Here is a 14,409-nt window from a genome sequence, read left to right on the forward strand (position 1 = left end):
TGTATCGAATTTGATTCCATCAAGCAAATATTTTTATGAGACAGTTACTCCTCAGACCCGGAGCCGAAGAATTATCCTATGAAATCAGAGGTATCGTCAAAAAGGCCCGTCAAATAGAAGCCTTGGGTTATTCTATGACATGGGAGAATATTGGTGACCCAATACAAAAAAGCAATCAGGTGCCGGAATGGATGAAGGAGATCATTGCTGATTTGATGAAGGATGATAAAACCTATGGGTATGCGGACTCCAAAGGGGTATTGGAAACCCGTGAGTTTTTGGCGAATCTAAATAACCTAAGAGGAGGAACTCAGATTTCTGCAGAAGATATCTTATTCTTTAACGGATTGGGAGATGCCATTGCGAAGTTGTATCAATTTTTGATTCCTACTGCAAGAATTATTGGTCCTTCTCCGGCCTATTCCACCCACAGTTCTGCTGAGGCAGCACATGCCAATGCTGCACCTATTACATATAAGCTAGATCCAGATAACCAATGGCTTCCAGACATGGAGGACTTGTATCTAAAAGTTCGGTACAACCCATCCATTGTGGGGATTTTGATTATCAATCCAGATAACCCAACGGGGATGGTATATCCCAAAGAGGTATTGGAGGCCTTTGTGAAAATTGCTGAGGAGTTCAATCTCCTTTTAATCACAGATGAGATTTATCAAAACATCACTTACAATGGAATTACATCGGTTCCATTGGCTGAAGTGATCGGTGACAGACCGGCAATTTCCTTAAAAGGCATTTCCAAAGAATTTCCATGGCCAGGTTCTCGATGTGGCTGGATGGAATTTTATAATAGAGAATCCTCCAAGGAGTTTTCCAAGCTCTGCAAGACCCTGGAAAATGCTAAAATGATCGAGGTTTGTTCCACAATTTTACCTCAGTTGGCGATTCCTAAAATCATGAGTCATCCTGCTTATTTTGCGTACCGGGAGGAAGCCAACCAACAGATAGGAAAGAGGAGTGATTGGATGAGTGAGATTTTGGGTGATATTGAAGGGATCAAATTTAATCCCACACAAGGAGCATTTTATAACACCATCGTTTTTGAAGAAGGAGTGTTGAAAGAAGGCCAATTTTTACCCATAGAGGATGAAAAGTTAGCTGCATTAAGAGATTCGTGGATGGAGGAGGAGAATATGCCGCTGGACAAAAAATTCGTTTATCATTTATTGGCTGCCGAGCAGATTTGTGTGGTACCCATATCCTCTTTTTGTTCCGATTTGAGAGGCTTCCGTGTCACGCTTCTGGAAGAAAATGAAGAGGTGTTTAAGAATACCTTTAGGAGATTAGGGAAAGCGATTAAGCAGTATTTGAGATCGGAAAGCTGAAGCCAGAGTCTAGGTTCTCTTTCCGCTCAGGAATTGATAGGCATTGTGTAAGTAATCCTAAACCTATTTCATAGGATTTCCAATCCGAGCTATAAGGAAAAAGGTATCATTTTTAAGTATTTCAAATCTTTTGATCAAGTTTCGAGAATTCAAACTTCGAACAGCGGTAGTTTCTGAAGTTTTTGAAACCTTCAGGATTTAACTTAATAATTGAATTTGAAAACATATTAATAAATCTTCTAAAGTGAATTGGTTATCTGGTCTATAATAAAGGGAAGGAGATTCCATAAAAAGTGAAGAAGAATAGAAAAACAAATCCCTTTTTTAAAAAACACATATGAGTAAATAAGTCCACTTAAAAATTTTGGTAAAAAAATGTAAACGTATGATAATATATCTTCAAATGAAAAGGAACCCTCTATATATGCTAGATGAGAGGCACCAAAAATAAATGCAGATACATAAACAATAACCAAATTGTCTACCTCCTTTTTCAAACTAGAAATTAAAATCAAAACTAAAAAATACAAAATTAATAGTGACAGAAACCAAATATGGTCATAGAAAATTAGACAAGTTGCAATTAAAGAAGCTATAATATTTCCAATTTTCAAATTGTTATGATACCTGAATAGAATTTCTTCTAATATTGGAGCAAGTATTAAATAATTAATTAAATCCTTGAAAAACCCTAGGCCAACATATCCTTCGACTCTACCATCAATCTTAAAATTGAATAGAAAAAAATTCAAGAATACAAACAATAAAAAAATCCCAGCTTTTAATATATAGAGATTGAAAATTAATTTTCTGTTAGATTTAAAAGTTTCTTCAACCTTTCTACCTGAGGTTAAAAAAAAGAAAATATCCTTTATTAGGACTACCATTTTATATTGAATATATCATAATCACTTTATTTATTAGGATGAACCAAAGTTAAAACAATGGTTCATCCTTGTTGATATTTCAAAGTTTAGTGAAAGTTTTGATAGCATCTTTTGCTGCATCTGCAATAAATATTGATACTACCGCGCAATAGGCTAGAAAGTCACCAAAATCTCTCCCTAATTTTCGTGCAGTTGAAACCTCACCTCCATTAATTTGGACTAATTCATTTTTTGATAATTCTTTCATCTTTTTAAAATTTATTTTTCGTACTTTAATTTCTTTCGATAATAGTCAAATGAATCACTATATGTCTCAGATATCCCTATCATGAAATCAGCAATTGTCTCTGTCCAAAGTAGGGGGCTAAAAATTGTACCCCCCTCAACCTCCTGCATCTCCTCCAATCTCAATTCTTTAAACTTTTCCATAAGTTAAAAATTTAATTGTTTCCCCAATCTTTCCTGGGCATTGGAAATCCCAATCTCAGCACAAGCAAATTAAGTTAGCTAGCATTTTTATTTACCCACTGATCATAACTTAAAGAAAGGATACTTCCGTCTAAAAATTTAGACGCTATAGGATTGTTTAAAACTTTTCCGGCGGAGATGTCTCTAAATTCTTCTGATCCCAAAACCTTTAATGAAAATACAACCGAAACCCCTCCACAATTATCGTAAACAAATGAATTAGACCGCTTGGAAAACCTGATTTCAATTCCTTCATCTTTTAGCTCCTCCAGCATCAAATACAACTTAGCCCTACTTATACCAAGTCGCTTAGCCAATTCCTCGGGCTTTCCTGTCCTCTGCTCTTTTACCAGTTTATTCAATAGTTGAAATCGTTCGATCTGTTTGATAAATTCCATAATAAAAAATTTAAAGTTTAACTTAAAACCAATAGCTGCCTACTTATCATCTGATAATACTTACCCCTATCAGCCAATAATTTTTGATGAGTACCTTCTTCTATCAATTTTCCTTTATCCAAAACAAACAACCGGTCAAAATCCTGTACTGCAGCTAATCGATGAGTAATAAATATGACAGTCTTTCCTTCCTCTGCAAGGATGCGTATGGCCTCTTGAACAAACTGCTCTGCATCGGGATCTAAGGAAGCTGTGGCCTCATCCATAATTAGGATTTCAGGATCTCTGTATAATGCTCTTGCGATCGCTATACGTTGTTTTTGCCCTCCTGACAGTGAAGCTCCATTTTCTCCCAGGTAGGTTCCAAAACCATTGGGCAAGCCTTCAATAAATTCCATCATACCCAGTCTGTTACAAATATTCACCACTTTCTGCATATCAGGCTGATAATCTCCCAAAGCTACATTCTCCAATACATTCCCTGCAAAAAGATCAATCCTCTGGGGTACCACTGAGACCAAAGTTCTGAGGCTTGCATTATTAATGAATTTCAGATCATATTTACCCATATAAATATTTCCCGATTGTAAAGGGTAAAGATTTTGTAGCAGTGAAACCAAAGTACTCTTGCCAGAACCACTCTCTCCTACTACTCCTGATATTTCTCCTTTTTTAAACGTTAGGCTAAGTCCTTCAAAAACGTTTGCTCGAGACCCATATCGAAAAACCACATTTTTAAAAGTGATATCACCAACTTCTTCTTTTTGAACTGGGAATGTATCCGCAGCACTTTCTACCTCTAAATCCATAATTTCGAACAAACGATCAGCGGCAATCAAAGCATTTTGGATAGTCTTATTCATTCCAATCAAACTCGAAACAGGCGCGGTCAAATAGCCAATTAACGCATAGAACGACATCAATTCCCCAGGAGTAATTTCATTTTGGAGTACATACCCCGCTCCCACCCAAAGCAAAATGATTGTGAATATTCGGGAAATGGCCTCTGAAGATGTTCCAGAAAATAGATTGTTAAGTCCTGATTTGTACACTGTCCTGAGCAAAGAGACAAACCTGACCTCAGTTTTAATATTGGCATGATCTTTCCGCTCCAAACCTCTTGATAGTACCTGCAGCCGTAATAGACTCTACCAATTGGGACTCCAACTCGGCAGAATCCTCCATCAATTTACGCTCTACCTTCCTATTAAGGTTATTAGTCAATAGGTAAACAATGGCATAAAGGGGAATCACCAAAAGCATTATTAAAGCCAGCTTCCAATAGAAAGTAAACATCAAACCAAATGAAAAAATCACAATAAATATGTTTACTGAAAAACCTATCGAAACATCATTGATAAATGCTCTGATTTTCACCGCATCACTTACCCTAGATATAATCTCACCTACTCGCATGGTATCAAAAAATCTCTGAGGTAAAGTCAAGAGGTGTTTGTAATACCCCAAAATCAATCTTGCATCTATTCTCTGGCCTACTTTGATGATAAAAAGTGTTTTATATACGCCAATAACAATCTGAATTAGAAGCAAAAAAATCATCACAACTGAAAGCAGATTCAGCAGATTGATATTCCTTCCTATAAATACATGGTCAATGATTTTCTGTACGTAAATGGAAGTGGATAATCCCAAAAGCGTATACACAATTGCCCCTACAAGGGACTGAATCATAACGGAGCGATGTGGTCGAATCAAAAACCAAAACCTACTCCACGTACTTACTTTTTGATTGATAGCCTTGAACTCATCATTCGGCATCAGCAATACCAAAACGCCAGTCCACATTTCTTTGAATTCTTCAGGACTTACTTTGTGTAACTGACCATCTCCTGGATCCATGTACTCCACCTTCTTGTCTCCAACTTTGTAGAGCACAACAAAATGATGAAGTACTTTTTTAACAATAACGTGTGCAATTATAGGTAATGGTACATCTTTCAAAGCCTCAAATTCCCCTCTTACACCTTTTGCTGAAAAACCCATTTTATCCGCAGCTTCTATTAGCCCGAGTATATTAGTGCCTTTTTTATCAGTCGAAGCCATCTGTCTGATTTTGGAGACTGGCATTTCTAATTTATAGTGAGAAGCCACAGATGCCAAACACGCTGCACCGCAATCTGTAATATCCCTCTGCTTGACTTTAATACCCATAGTTAAAAAATCAGTTTGAAGCTTCTAAAGAAGGGTTAATCCAATTATCCACTTTATCGTATAAAAGTTGAAAAAGTGAGCGTCTGGCAATAACAAAACGTGCATTGAAGGTCATACCTTTTTTAATTGCTCCGGTTTGCCCAGTTGAAAGATGCAAAGAAGGGGATTCAAGCTTAGAGGTCACTAAATAGCCAGCTTCTTTTTCATTGAGCAAAGTAAGATCATCTGCCACCTCTACCACCCGCCCTTCAACTACTCCCCATTGATTGTAATTGTAAGCATCAACTTGAATACTAACTTTTTGTTCCTTTCGGATGAACGCTATATCTGCTGGCGAGATATATGTTATTGCCATAATTGTAGTGTCAGGAGAAATTTCTGCTAACCTTTGTTGGGGATATACGAAATCACCCTTGTTTAAATTCTGCACATTCAAAAGAGTCCCACTTGTCCCTGCAATAATTTTATATTGATCCAACTTTTCAGAGTAAACTTCCAACTGATTGCGAAGCCTTATCTTTTCATTACTATGTTCAATCAGATTCTGCTCCCACTCATTTAATTTTTGCTTTTTAACTAAATCCAATTCAGCTTTGGCTTGCTTAAATTGGACGTCAATGTTATCAAACTCAGCAAAGGCGATAGATTTACTTTCATAGAGGAGTTCAGCTCTATCAAAGTCTCTTTCTAATTTTTGAATTAATGCTATTTGATTATTAACACTTGACTGAAATTCCAACAAGGATGCCTGATAATTTTTTGACCTGAGTGAAATAAGCTCAATTTCTGATTTTGCCATATCCAAGTTCAGAAGCTTATTAAGATCATGGATGAAATTTTCCAAGAGAAATATTCTTTCTTCCAATCCTCCTATTTCAAGATTAATTTCTTCTCCTCTCACTATAGCAAGCACATCTCCCTTTTGCACTTTTTGATTTTCAAAAAGGTTCCATTTTTCAAGCCTTCCCCTAACTGAACTGATAAGCGAATTTCGTTGTAATGCTGATTGAAAAGTACCTCGGGTTTGAACAGCCACATCAACATAAATCAGAGGTAAAGAGATAATAAAAGCAACTAGGAAGCCCAGCAAAAAAAGATAAATAATACTTGACCTTACACTAATCCTTGAATCGTAAATCTCAACTGTACTCTGAATGATAGATGAAGGTAATATTTTATCTTCCATATTAAAAAAAGTTTCATATAACACATAAAAAATTTATACAAATACTGTTTAAGTATAAATAACCAATAAAGTAATATCAACTAAAATAAACTGATTATTTTTTTAAACAACCTTATCATAAACACACATTATCAACACCTAAATTTCCAAGAAAATTATCTTTGTAATGGCATAAACAAGCATAGTCATAAATAGCAGGACATTTCTTAAATTCCTTGCTAATTAAATCAAATAACTTACTTATAAGTTAATCATATTTTAAAATTAAATCAAAATTAGTTTTACTTTTTTTTTAAAAAATTAGGTAGTCAACTAATCTCAAAAAAATCATTTTGTGATTAGAAATTAATCTACGACTAATTTCTAATACGTGTTTTTGTATTTAATTTGACAAAAAACGGATCTCACACAACAATCCTCTCTAATAGTTTACCTATCACGTAACTTAGATCCCAACAAAAAAACACATATGAATTTTAGAGACCTCAAAGAGGTTTCAATACAATAACAATAAGCTTTTGGAATGATAAAAAAGCATTTTAAACGCCACGAAATAACTCAGCGATTCAGGATTGTAATCGAGAATCCGAAGAGCGGGAACCGGGTGTTGAATGTTTCTGGATGCTGTCATCCGGAGGTGTGAGCCTTTCGAGATTTTTGGTTTTGTACTGAATAGAACAGCGTTAAGAAAATGACTTAGCTCGCGCGGTCCGAGCGAGATCCAGTCATTTTTAGGTGTGAAAGCCAGTACAAAATTCCGCTGATTTTCTGTTTAAAATGAATGAAAAATGCTTTCAGCGGAAAGAAAAGATCGAGGCTCAGGGCTTTTTGGTTACTTTTTGGCCGCCAAAAAGTGACAAAGATAAAATTCACAGTTCAGGATTTTAAAGATTTCAAATGTGCTGATCAAGTTCCAAGATTCCATTCAAGGTTTTAGTCAGGACAAGAAGGGCAGGACCTAATGATTACTAAAACCTCGTGGAGACCGGAATCATGGGATTGCCAAAAGAAACTTTTGAAATTTAAGCAGCCCTGGTTTTAGACTTTTAATTTCAGAAGATTTCCCACAATTGCTTCGTGGAGACACGAAGCAGGGCAGGTTTACTGAAAAGAACGACATAAAAAACCAGTACTGGGTATTGCAACTAAAGATTTTGATGTCGTTCTTATCCTTTTGTTTTAGGATCTAAGCTCAAAGACTTCATTTCTCTATAAATGCTATTGATCCGACAACAAACGTCTATTGTCATTTGTTGTCGGTTAATCAAATTAAATCACTGATTTTCAGACAAATAAAATTACACTAAGAACAAAAACTATAATGGATATATACGCAATTGCGTATATACAAGTGTTGTAGAGCATTGAGTAGATGGGATAGAGATAGTATGATAGACTCGATAGAAAAAAGTAATGAAAAGAAACATCTTCTGATTGTAGGCAAATCAGAAAAAGAGAGGCGTGAGTTTGTTGATCAACTAGTTGGAAACTCCAGCAAAGTGATCTATCGATTTCCAGCAAACATTCAAGGATTCGATCAATACATTGATCAGGTAAGAACATTATTCCCATTCATACCTGTAAACTGGTATGAACAAAATCCCAAAAAGTGGACTACAAATCAGGTATGGGACTTTCACTTAGATTGGACTGAAAACACCCATAGTATTTTGATTGTGATGGAAGAATTCGGACTAATGGAGGAGGATTGGAAAATAGAAATTCTGAGACACTACTTGATCACGTCGTATCACCAAGAGCAACCTGACAAGTCTAATGTAAATTTTCAATTGATCCTAACTCAACAGGAAGATGATCACTTGGTTGATAAGCTGAGTTCAGTCATTGAACTCAAGGAGAATGAAAAGCGATCGGCAAGACAAATGATAGAAGGAAAACTGAAAATTGTAAATTTAGACTGGATATAAAAACGCTCTACAACATTGTGTAAGCGCTATGCTTCGGCTGAGGCCTCGCACCAGCGCCTACACTAACCGTTAACTACCATTTAAATCCGAAACGTGCTAACCAATCAGCGATTTGTGTTAATGAACAAAAGAGCTTCAAAGTAAATTTGTGAAAAGAAACAAAATGAGCGAACAAATAATTCATTCAAAATCAATCACAGAAATTCGTGCTTTGTTTGGCTTGGACAAGCCCACACATCCGTTAATCACTCTACTTGACACTGAAAAACTCGCATATGGAGAAGAAACGGTTGGCAAAAGATTTACTTCCGATTTATACTGTATTGCTCTAAAAGATTCAAGTTGCGGAATAGATTACGGACGAAATTCTTATGACTTTGATGATGGGGTCTTGATTTTCACAGCACCAAAACAGGTAATTACGGTCAAAAAAATACAAGAACTAAATCAAGTAAAAGGTTGGATGCTATACTTTCATCCTGACCTTATCAGAAATACTGCCCTTGGCTCAAAAATTGACGCTTATAACTACTTTAATTACGAAGTTCACGAAGCATTGCACCTTTCTGAAAATGAGCAAAATACCCTAAATCAAATTGTTCAGTTGATTCAAGATGAAATTAAGGAGCGAATTGACAATCACAGTCAGCAAGTATTAGTTTCAAATATTGTATTGTTACTTAATTATAGCAAGCGATTTTACGAAAGGCAATTCAATACACGTTCTGCCAGTCACATTGATATTGTCTCTAAAGTTGAGTTGCTACTTAAGGACTATTTTAAAGAAAATCAACTCATTGAAAACGGACAACCAACCATCCAATATTTGGCAGACCATTGCTATCTCTCTGCCAGTTATTTGAGTGACCTTCTTACAAAAGAAACAGGGCGTTCTGCCAAGGACCACATCAATGACTTTTTAGTAGATAAAGCAAAACACTTGCTACTTAGTTCTACAGATTCCATTAGCGGAATTGCCTATACTTTAGGTTTCAATTACCCCCATTATTTTGGAAGGCTGTTCAAGCAGAAAACAGGTAAAACACCACAAGAATACAGACAATTGAATTAGAGAAAAGGAAGCTGTTTTTGCTTCCTTTTCTTTTATCTGCGATTTGTGTTTAACCTTCCCGCTTTCGTGTTAATCTGCCCATTTTATCAGTCGGATATTTGTTTCATCAAATCAATAAAAGATGAAACATAAAATTCTAGTAACAGGTGCAAGTGGAGCTTTTGGTAGTTTAGCTTGTATTCAATTAGCAGAAAATGGACATCAAGTTGTCGGAACTATGCGTTCACTGCAAGGCAAGAATGAACCAATCGCCAATGAACTCAAATCAAAAGGCGTGTCATTGGTTAAAATGGATGTAACCAATGAAGAAAGTGTGAATTCAGGCATAAAATCAGCCATTGAACTTATGGATGGTTTGGATACCATTTTTAATAATGCAGGAATCGGAGCAAATGGGATTTTGGAGTGTTTTACTTCTAACGACATCCAAAAAATGTTTGATATAAATGTTTTTGGAGTTCAACGACTGATGAGAGCCGTTTTACCTCATTTGAGACAACAAGGAAAAGGAACAATCATTCATACCTCAAGCTGTATTGGTAGGGTAACCACGCCTTTTTTAGCTTCATATTCAGCTTCAAAATATGCTTTGGAATCTTTAGCAGAAGGTTATAGAGCTGAACTTTCGGGATTTGGAATTGAATCCTGTATTGTAGAACCAGGAGGATTTCCTACGGGCTTTATGAGTGGAATGATAACCCCAAGCGATACTGAAAGAATGAAGCAGTATGGCGAAATGGCAAGTCTTCCCGAAACCTCTATTAATAGCTATGTGGCTTATTTAGAATCTATCCCTGAACAACGACCTGAACGAGTGGCAGAAGCTATAGTTAAATTGGTAAACACCCCATTTGGCGAGAAGCCATTCAGAAAGGTTGTTGACTTTTCAGGCATAAAGCAACCTATTGAAAACTATAACAAAGTGCTGAATGATATAACAAAAACAATCTACACAGCAAACGGTGTGGAGAATTTATTAACGCTAAACAAAGACTAAAAATGAGCAAAACCATATTAATAACAGGAGCAAGTAGCGGAATCGGAAAAGCAACTGCCCAACATTTTCAAAAACAAGGATGGAACGTGATAGCCACAATGCGTTCGCCTGAAAAAGACAAAGAATTAAACGATTTAGAAAATGTACAGCTAGAAAAGTTAGATGTACTCGATTTAGCATCCATTGAAACAGCAATTAATAATGGAATTTCAAGGTTTGGAAAAATAGATACTCTTCTAAACAATGCAGGATATGGAGCTTATGGTCCATTAGAATCGTTCCCAAGAGAAAACATTGTTAGGCAATTCAATACCAACGTGATTGGTTTGATGGATGTGACAAAAGCTATAATTCCACATTTTAGAAAAAACAAAAGTGGTGTCATTGTCAACATTTCTTCCATTGGAGGTCAAATGACCTTTCCGTTAGGTTCACTTTATCACGGAACTAAGTTTGCGGTTGAAGGAATTTCCGAGTCATTGCATTATGAAATGAAAGAAATAGGCGTAAAGGTTAAAATTGTAGAACCTGGATTTATTGCAACTGACTTTGGCGGACGTTCTTTCGACTTTCAAGCGGGAGATATTGAAGGTTACCAACCCCTTATCGGAGCTTTAATGAAACAATGGCAGAATCCGAATAATACAGTTTCACCGCCAAGTTTGGTCGCTGAAGTAATTTATACGGCTGTGACTGATGGAACAAATCAATTGAGGTACCGTGCAGGAGAAGACGCTAATTTCTTACTCGACAGCAGAAAGAAAATGAGTGATGCAGAGTTTTTTCAAATGATGAACAGTCAAATGGAAAAATAAAAAAACGGTAGCTAAAACAGTGTATAAGCATCAAAAACTTTTCAAGCTTCTTAACTGTAGTCTACTACTCCTCTTTTCTAATTCAGTCTTTCCCAAAATTGCTTCGTGGAGATAAGAAGCAGGGCAGGTTTACTGAAAAGGATGATAAAAAAACCTCCGATTCTTCCCGAACCGGAGGTTTTCATCTTTTTTACTTCTGATTTCTGATTCTACCTACTTCCGCTGTTCAGGATTTGCAATCCTAAACCTAGATCATAGGATTTTTAATCCGAGAAATTTGGAAAATGGACATTATTTTAAAGAATTTTATGTTTATCCGATTTTATTCCAGCATTATAAGATTTGGTTCCATCTTGCTGGCAAAACGATCTGCCTCAGAAATAAAATCCCGGGCCAGCGCTGGGGTAGAATACTAAATCATATAACCTAGGGTTAAAACCCTAGGCTAATGATATTCAATCCCGATTTCGGGGCCTGGCTTGCCCGCAGTGGCGGAGCTAATAATATTCGACCCCGGATGGGGTCTAGAATTTCTTAATTAATTGTATGTATCACCAATTTTTACTAGTAAGTATTCAAAAGCATCATATGATAATGAGATCATAAAAATTTTGCTTGCTTCTGTCTTCTATCTTCTGGCAAGGTGAGCAAAGAAATTTTGGGTACTGATAAGGTTCTGGATAATCACAAAGAATTTAAGATTACAAATCTTCCGATCAAGTTTCAAGATTCCATAAAAGGTTTTAATCAGGACTCGAAGAGCGGGAACCGTGCGTTGAATGTTTCTGGATGCTGTCATCCGGAGGTGTGAGCCTTTCGAGATTTTTGGTTTTGTACTGAATAGAACAGCGTTAAGAAAATGACTTAGCTCGTGCGGTCAGAGCGAGATCCAGTCATTTTTAGGTGTGAAAGCCAGTACAAAATTCCGCTGTTTTTCTGTTTAAAATGAATGAAAAATGCTTTCAGCGGAAAGAAAATATCGAGGCTCAGGGCTTTTTGGTTACTTTTTGGCCGCCAAAAAGTGACAAAGATAAAATCAGTCGTTCAGGATTTTAAAGATTACAAATCTTTTGATCATACTTCGAGGTTACATCAAAGTTTTTAATCAGGACAAGAAGGGCAGGATCTAATGATTACTAAAACCTCGTGGAGACCGGAATCATGGGATTGCCAAAAGAAACTTTTGAAATTTAAGCAGCCCTGATTTTAGACTTTTAATTTCAGAAGATTTCCCACAATTGCTTCGTGAGACACGAAGCAGGGCTGGTTTACTGAAAAGGATGGGCATAAAAAACCTCCGATTCTTACCGAACCGGAGGTTTTCATCTTTTTTACTTCTGATTTCTGATTCTACCTACTATTTTAAAAACCTTCGAGGTCTTGAAGACCTCAAAGGTTACTTAAGATTTTTGTATCGAATTCTCTTTGGCTCCAAATCCCCCAGTCTCTTCTTCTTGTTCTCCTCGTAGTCGGAGAAGTTGCCCTCAAACCAAACCACCTGAGAATCTCCTTCAAAAGCCAGAATATGCGTACAGATTCTATCCAAGAACCATCTGTCGTGGGAAATGACCACGGCACAACCCCCGAAGTTTTCCAAGGCTTCTTCCAAAGCACGTAAAGTATTTACATCCAGATCGTTGGTAGGCTCATCGAGTAGCAATAAATTGCCACCTTCCTTTAGCGTCAAAGCCAGGTGAACCCGGTTTCGCTCTCCTCCGGAAAGTACACCAACCTTCTTTTCCTGATCTCCTCCACCAAAATTGAATTTGCTGACATAAGCCCTGGAATTCACTTCCTTATTTCCCAATTTCATCAGTTCATTTCCTTCAGAAATCGTCTCATAAACTGACTTATTGGGATCTAAAATATCATGTCCTTGATCCACATAGGCGAGTTGCACGGTCTCCCCTACTTCAAAATGACCTGCATCGGGAGTTTCCTGTCCGGTGATCAATTTAAAAAGTGTGGATTTACCAGCCCCGTTGGGACCGATTACTCCGACAATCCCTCCTTGCGGTAAAGCAAAAGTCAGGTTCTCAAACAACAATTTATCTCCATAGGCTTTGGAAACGCCATTTACCTCGATCACTTTGGCTCCCAATCTTGGCCCCGGTGGAATAAACAATTCCAACTTCGCTTCCTTCTCTTTTCCTTCTTCGCTGACCAGTTTATCATAGGCACTTAAACGAGCCTTTCCTTTGGCCTGTCTGGCTTTCGGAGACATTCGGATCCATTCCAGCTCTCGCTCCAATGTTTTCTGACGCTTGGACTCCGTTTTTTCCTCTTGCTTCAAACGGTTTTGCTTCTGGTCTAGCCAAGAAGAATAATTTCCTTTCCAAGGAATTCCCTCTCCCCTATCCAGTTCCAAAATCCATCCGGCTACATTGTCCAAGAAATATCTATCGTGAGTCACTGCAATGACAGTTCCCTTGTAATTCTGCAAATGCTGCTCCAGCCAATGCACCGATTCCGCATCCAGGTGGTTGGTAGGCTCATCGAGTAAAAGCACATCCGGCTCCTGTAACAGTAGCCTACAGAGGGCCACTCTTCTTTTCTCTCCACCGGAGAGGTTCTCTACGTTGGCATCGCTAGGAGGCAATCTCAGTGCATCCATGGCCTTATCTAGCATTACGTCTAGCTCCCATGCATTTGCTGCGTCAAGCTTCTCCTGTACCTCTCCCTGTCGCTCTATAAGCTTATTCATGGCATCAGGATCTTCCATCAAGGCTGGATCCATGAATTTTTCGTTGATTTCTTCAAACTCCTTCAACAAATTCACCGTGTCGGCTACGGCTTCCTCCACCACTTCCTTCACCGTTTTGGAGGGATCCAATTTGGGTTCTTGTTCCAGCATTCCCACAGAATAGCCTGGGGACCAAACCACTTCCCCTTGGAATTCTTTATCCATTCCTGCAATGATTTTCAGGAGGGAGGATTTACCGGAACCATTGAGACCGAGGACCCCAATTTTAGCTCCGTAAAAAAATGAGAGATAAATATCTTTTAGGACTTTTTTCTGTGGAGGGTATATTTTTGACACCCCAGCCATAGAAAAAATTATTTTTTCTGCACTCATGTGTTAATTTTTGCGTTAAAATTTCACTGAAGGAGTAAAGATGGCAAAAAAACTCCTTTCTTAG

Annotated in this window: 11 protein-coding genes and 1 pseudogene; 5 read left to right on the forward strand and 7 right to left on the reverse strand. The window is 37.3% G+C overall.

The genetic code is table 11. The annotated features are described in order from the left end of the window. The first annotated feature begins 35 nt into the window (after positions 1–35). Positions 36–1,346: a pyridoxal phosphate-dependent aminotransferase gene (locus ALPR1_RS17665; RefSeq protein WP_008202730.1), complete on the forward strand. Its 1,311-nt coding sequence runs from the start codon at positions 36–38 to the stop codon at positions 1,344–1,346. Positions 1,347–1,585: 239 nt separating this feature from the next. Here ALPR1_RS17665 and ALPR1_RS21120 read toward each other — a convergent pair whose 3' ends face one another. The 6 genes and pseudogenes from ALPR1_RS21120 to ALPR1_RS17685 form a co-directional block, all read right to left on the reverse strand. Next, on the reverse strand, positions 1,586–2,233 hold the full coding sequence (locus ALPR1_RS21120; RefSeq protein WP_008202732.1) for a CPBP family glutamic-type intramembrane protease: 648 nt from the start codon (positions 2,231–2,233) through the stop codon (positions 1,586–1,588). Between the two features lie 79 nt (positions 2,234–2,312). Continuing rightward, on the reverse strand, positions 2,313–2,480 hold the full coding sequence (locus ALPR1_RS20590; protein ID WP_008202733.1) for a bacteriocin: 168 nt from the start codon (positions 2,478–2,480) through the stop codon (positions 2,313–2,315). An 11-nt stretch (positions 2,481–2,491) separates the two neighbouring features. Then, complete coding sequence (locus ALPR1_RS20860) at positions 2,492–2,662, reverse strand: hypothetical protein (RefSeq protein WP_008202734.1); 171 nt, start codon at positions 2,660–2,662, stop codon at positions 2,492–2,494. Between the two features lie 74 nt (positions 2,663–2,736). Beyond that, on the reverse strand, positions 2,737–3,099 hold the full coding sequence (locus ALPR1_RS17675) for a hypothetical protein (RefSeq protein WP_008202735.1): 363 nt from the start codon (positions 3,097–3,099) through the stop codon (positions 2,737–2,739). Between the two features lie 17 nt (positions 3,100–3,116). Then, a pseudogene (locus tag ALPR1_RS17680) lies at positions 3,117–5,271 on the reverse strand (peptidase domain-containing ABC transporter). Between the two features lie 10 nt (positions 5,272–5,281). Continuing rightward, positions 5,282–6,457 carry an HlyD family secretion protein gene (locus ALPR1_RS17685; protein ID WP_008202736.1) on the reverse strand — a complete coding sequence of 392 codons (1,176 nt, stop codon included), beginning with the start codon at positions 6,455–6,457 and terminating at the stop codon, positions 5,282–5,284. Between the two features lie 1,388 nt (positions 6,458–7,845). Here ALPR1_RS17685 and ALPR1_RS17690 point away from each other — a divergent pair. The 4 genes from ALPR1_RS17690 (at position 7,846) to ALPR1_RS17705 (ending at position 11,269) form a co-directional block, all read left to right on the forward strand. Further along, positions 7,846–8,385 carry a hypothetical protein gene (locus ALPR1_RS17690; protein ID WP_008202737.1) on the forward strand — a complete coding sequence of 180 codons (540 nt, stop codon included), beginning with the start codon at positions 7,846–7,848 and terminating at the stop codon, positions 8,383–8,385. 163 nt (positions 8,386–8,548) lie between these two features. Then, positions 8,549–9,457: a helix-turn-helix domain-containing protein gene (locus ALPR1_RS17695; protein WP_008202739.1), complete on the forward strand. Its 909-nt coding sequence runs from the start codon at positions 8,549–8,551 to the stop codon at positions 9,455–9,457. 121 nt (positions 9,458–9,578) lie between these two features. Beyond that, on the forward strand, positions 9,579–10,454 hold the full coding sequence (locus tag ALPR1_RS17700; RefSeq protein ID WP_008202742.1) for an SDR family oxidoreductase: 876 nt from the start codon (positions 9,579–9,581) through the stop codon (positions 10,452–10,454). Between the two features lie 2 nt (positions 10,455–10,456). Continuing rightward, positions 10,457–11,269, forward strand: a complete 813-nt coding sequence (locus tag ALPR1_RS17705) for an SDR family oxidoreductase (protein WP_008202744.1) — start codon at positions 10,457–10,459, stop codon at positions 11,267–11,269. 1,396 nt (positions 11,270–12,665) lie between these two features. On the opposite strand, the gene ettA is transcribed toward ALPR1_RS17705, so the two are convergent. Then, entirely contained in the window at positions 12,666–14,345 is a 1,680-nt protein-coding gene (ettA, locus tag ALPR1_RS17710) for an energy-dependent translational throttle protein EttA (protein ID WP_008202746.1), read from the reverse strand. Between the last annotated feature and the right edge of the window lie 64 nt (positions 14,346–14,409).

It is taken from the genome of Algoriphagus machipongonensis, assembly GCF_000166275.1.
Classification (GTDB): Bacteria; Bacteroidota; Bacteroidia; order Cytophagales; family Cyclobacteriaceae; genus Algoriphagus; species Algoriphagus machipongonensis.

Coding starts and splice junctions, on each gene's coding strand:
- ALPR1_RS21120 (WP_008202732.1), bottom strand. CDS start 2,233: ATGGTAGTCCTAATAAAGGATATTTTCTTTTTTTTAACCTCAGGTAGA.
- ALPR1_RS17685 (WP_008202736.1), bottom strand. CDS start 6,457: ATGGAAGATAAAATATTACCTTCATCTATCATTCAGAGTACAGTTGAG.
- ALPR1_RS17675 (WP_008202735.1), bottom strand. CDS start 3,099: ATGGAATTTATCAAACAGATCGAACGATTTCAACTATTGAATAAACTG.
- ALPR1_RS20860 (WP_008202734.1), bottom strand. CDS start 2,662: ATGGAAAAGTTTAAAGAATTGAGATTGGAGGAGATGCAGGAGGTTGAG.
- ALPR1_RS17690 (WP_008202737.1), top strand. CDS start 7,846: ATGATAGACTCGATAGAAAAAAGTAATGAAAAGAAACATCTTCTGATT.
- ettA (WP_008202746.1), bottom strand. CDS start 14,345: ATGAGTGCAGAAAAAATAATTTTTTCTATGGCTGGGGTGTCAAAAATA.
- ALPR1_RS17665 (WP_008202730.1), top strand. CDS start 36: ATGAGACAGTTACTCCTCAGACCCGGAGCCGAAGAATTATCCTATGAA.
- ALPR1_RS20590 (WP_008202733.1), bottom strand. CDS start 2,480: ATGAAAGAATTATCAAAAAATGAATTAGTCCAAATTAATGGAGGTGAG.
- ALPR1_RS17695 (WP_008202739.1), top strand. CDS start 8,549: ATGAGCGAACAAATAATTCATTCAAAATCAATCACAGAAATTCGTGCT.
- ALPR1_RS17700 (WP_008202742.1), top strand. CDS start 9,579: ATGAAACATAAAATTCTAGTAACAGGTGCAAGTGGAGCTTTTGGTAGT.
- ALPR1_RS17705 (WP_008202744.1), top strand. CDS start 10,457: ATGAGCAAAACCATATTAATAACAGGAGCAAGTAGCGGAATCGGAAAA.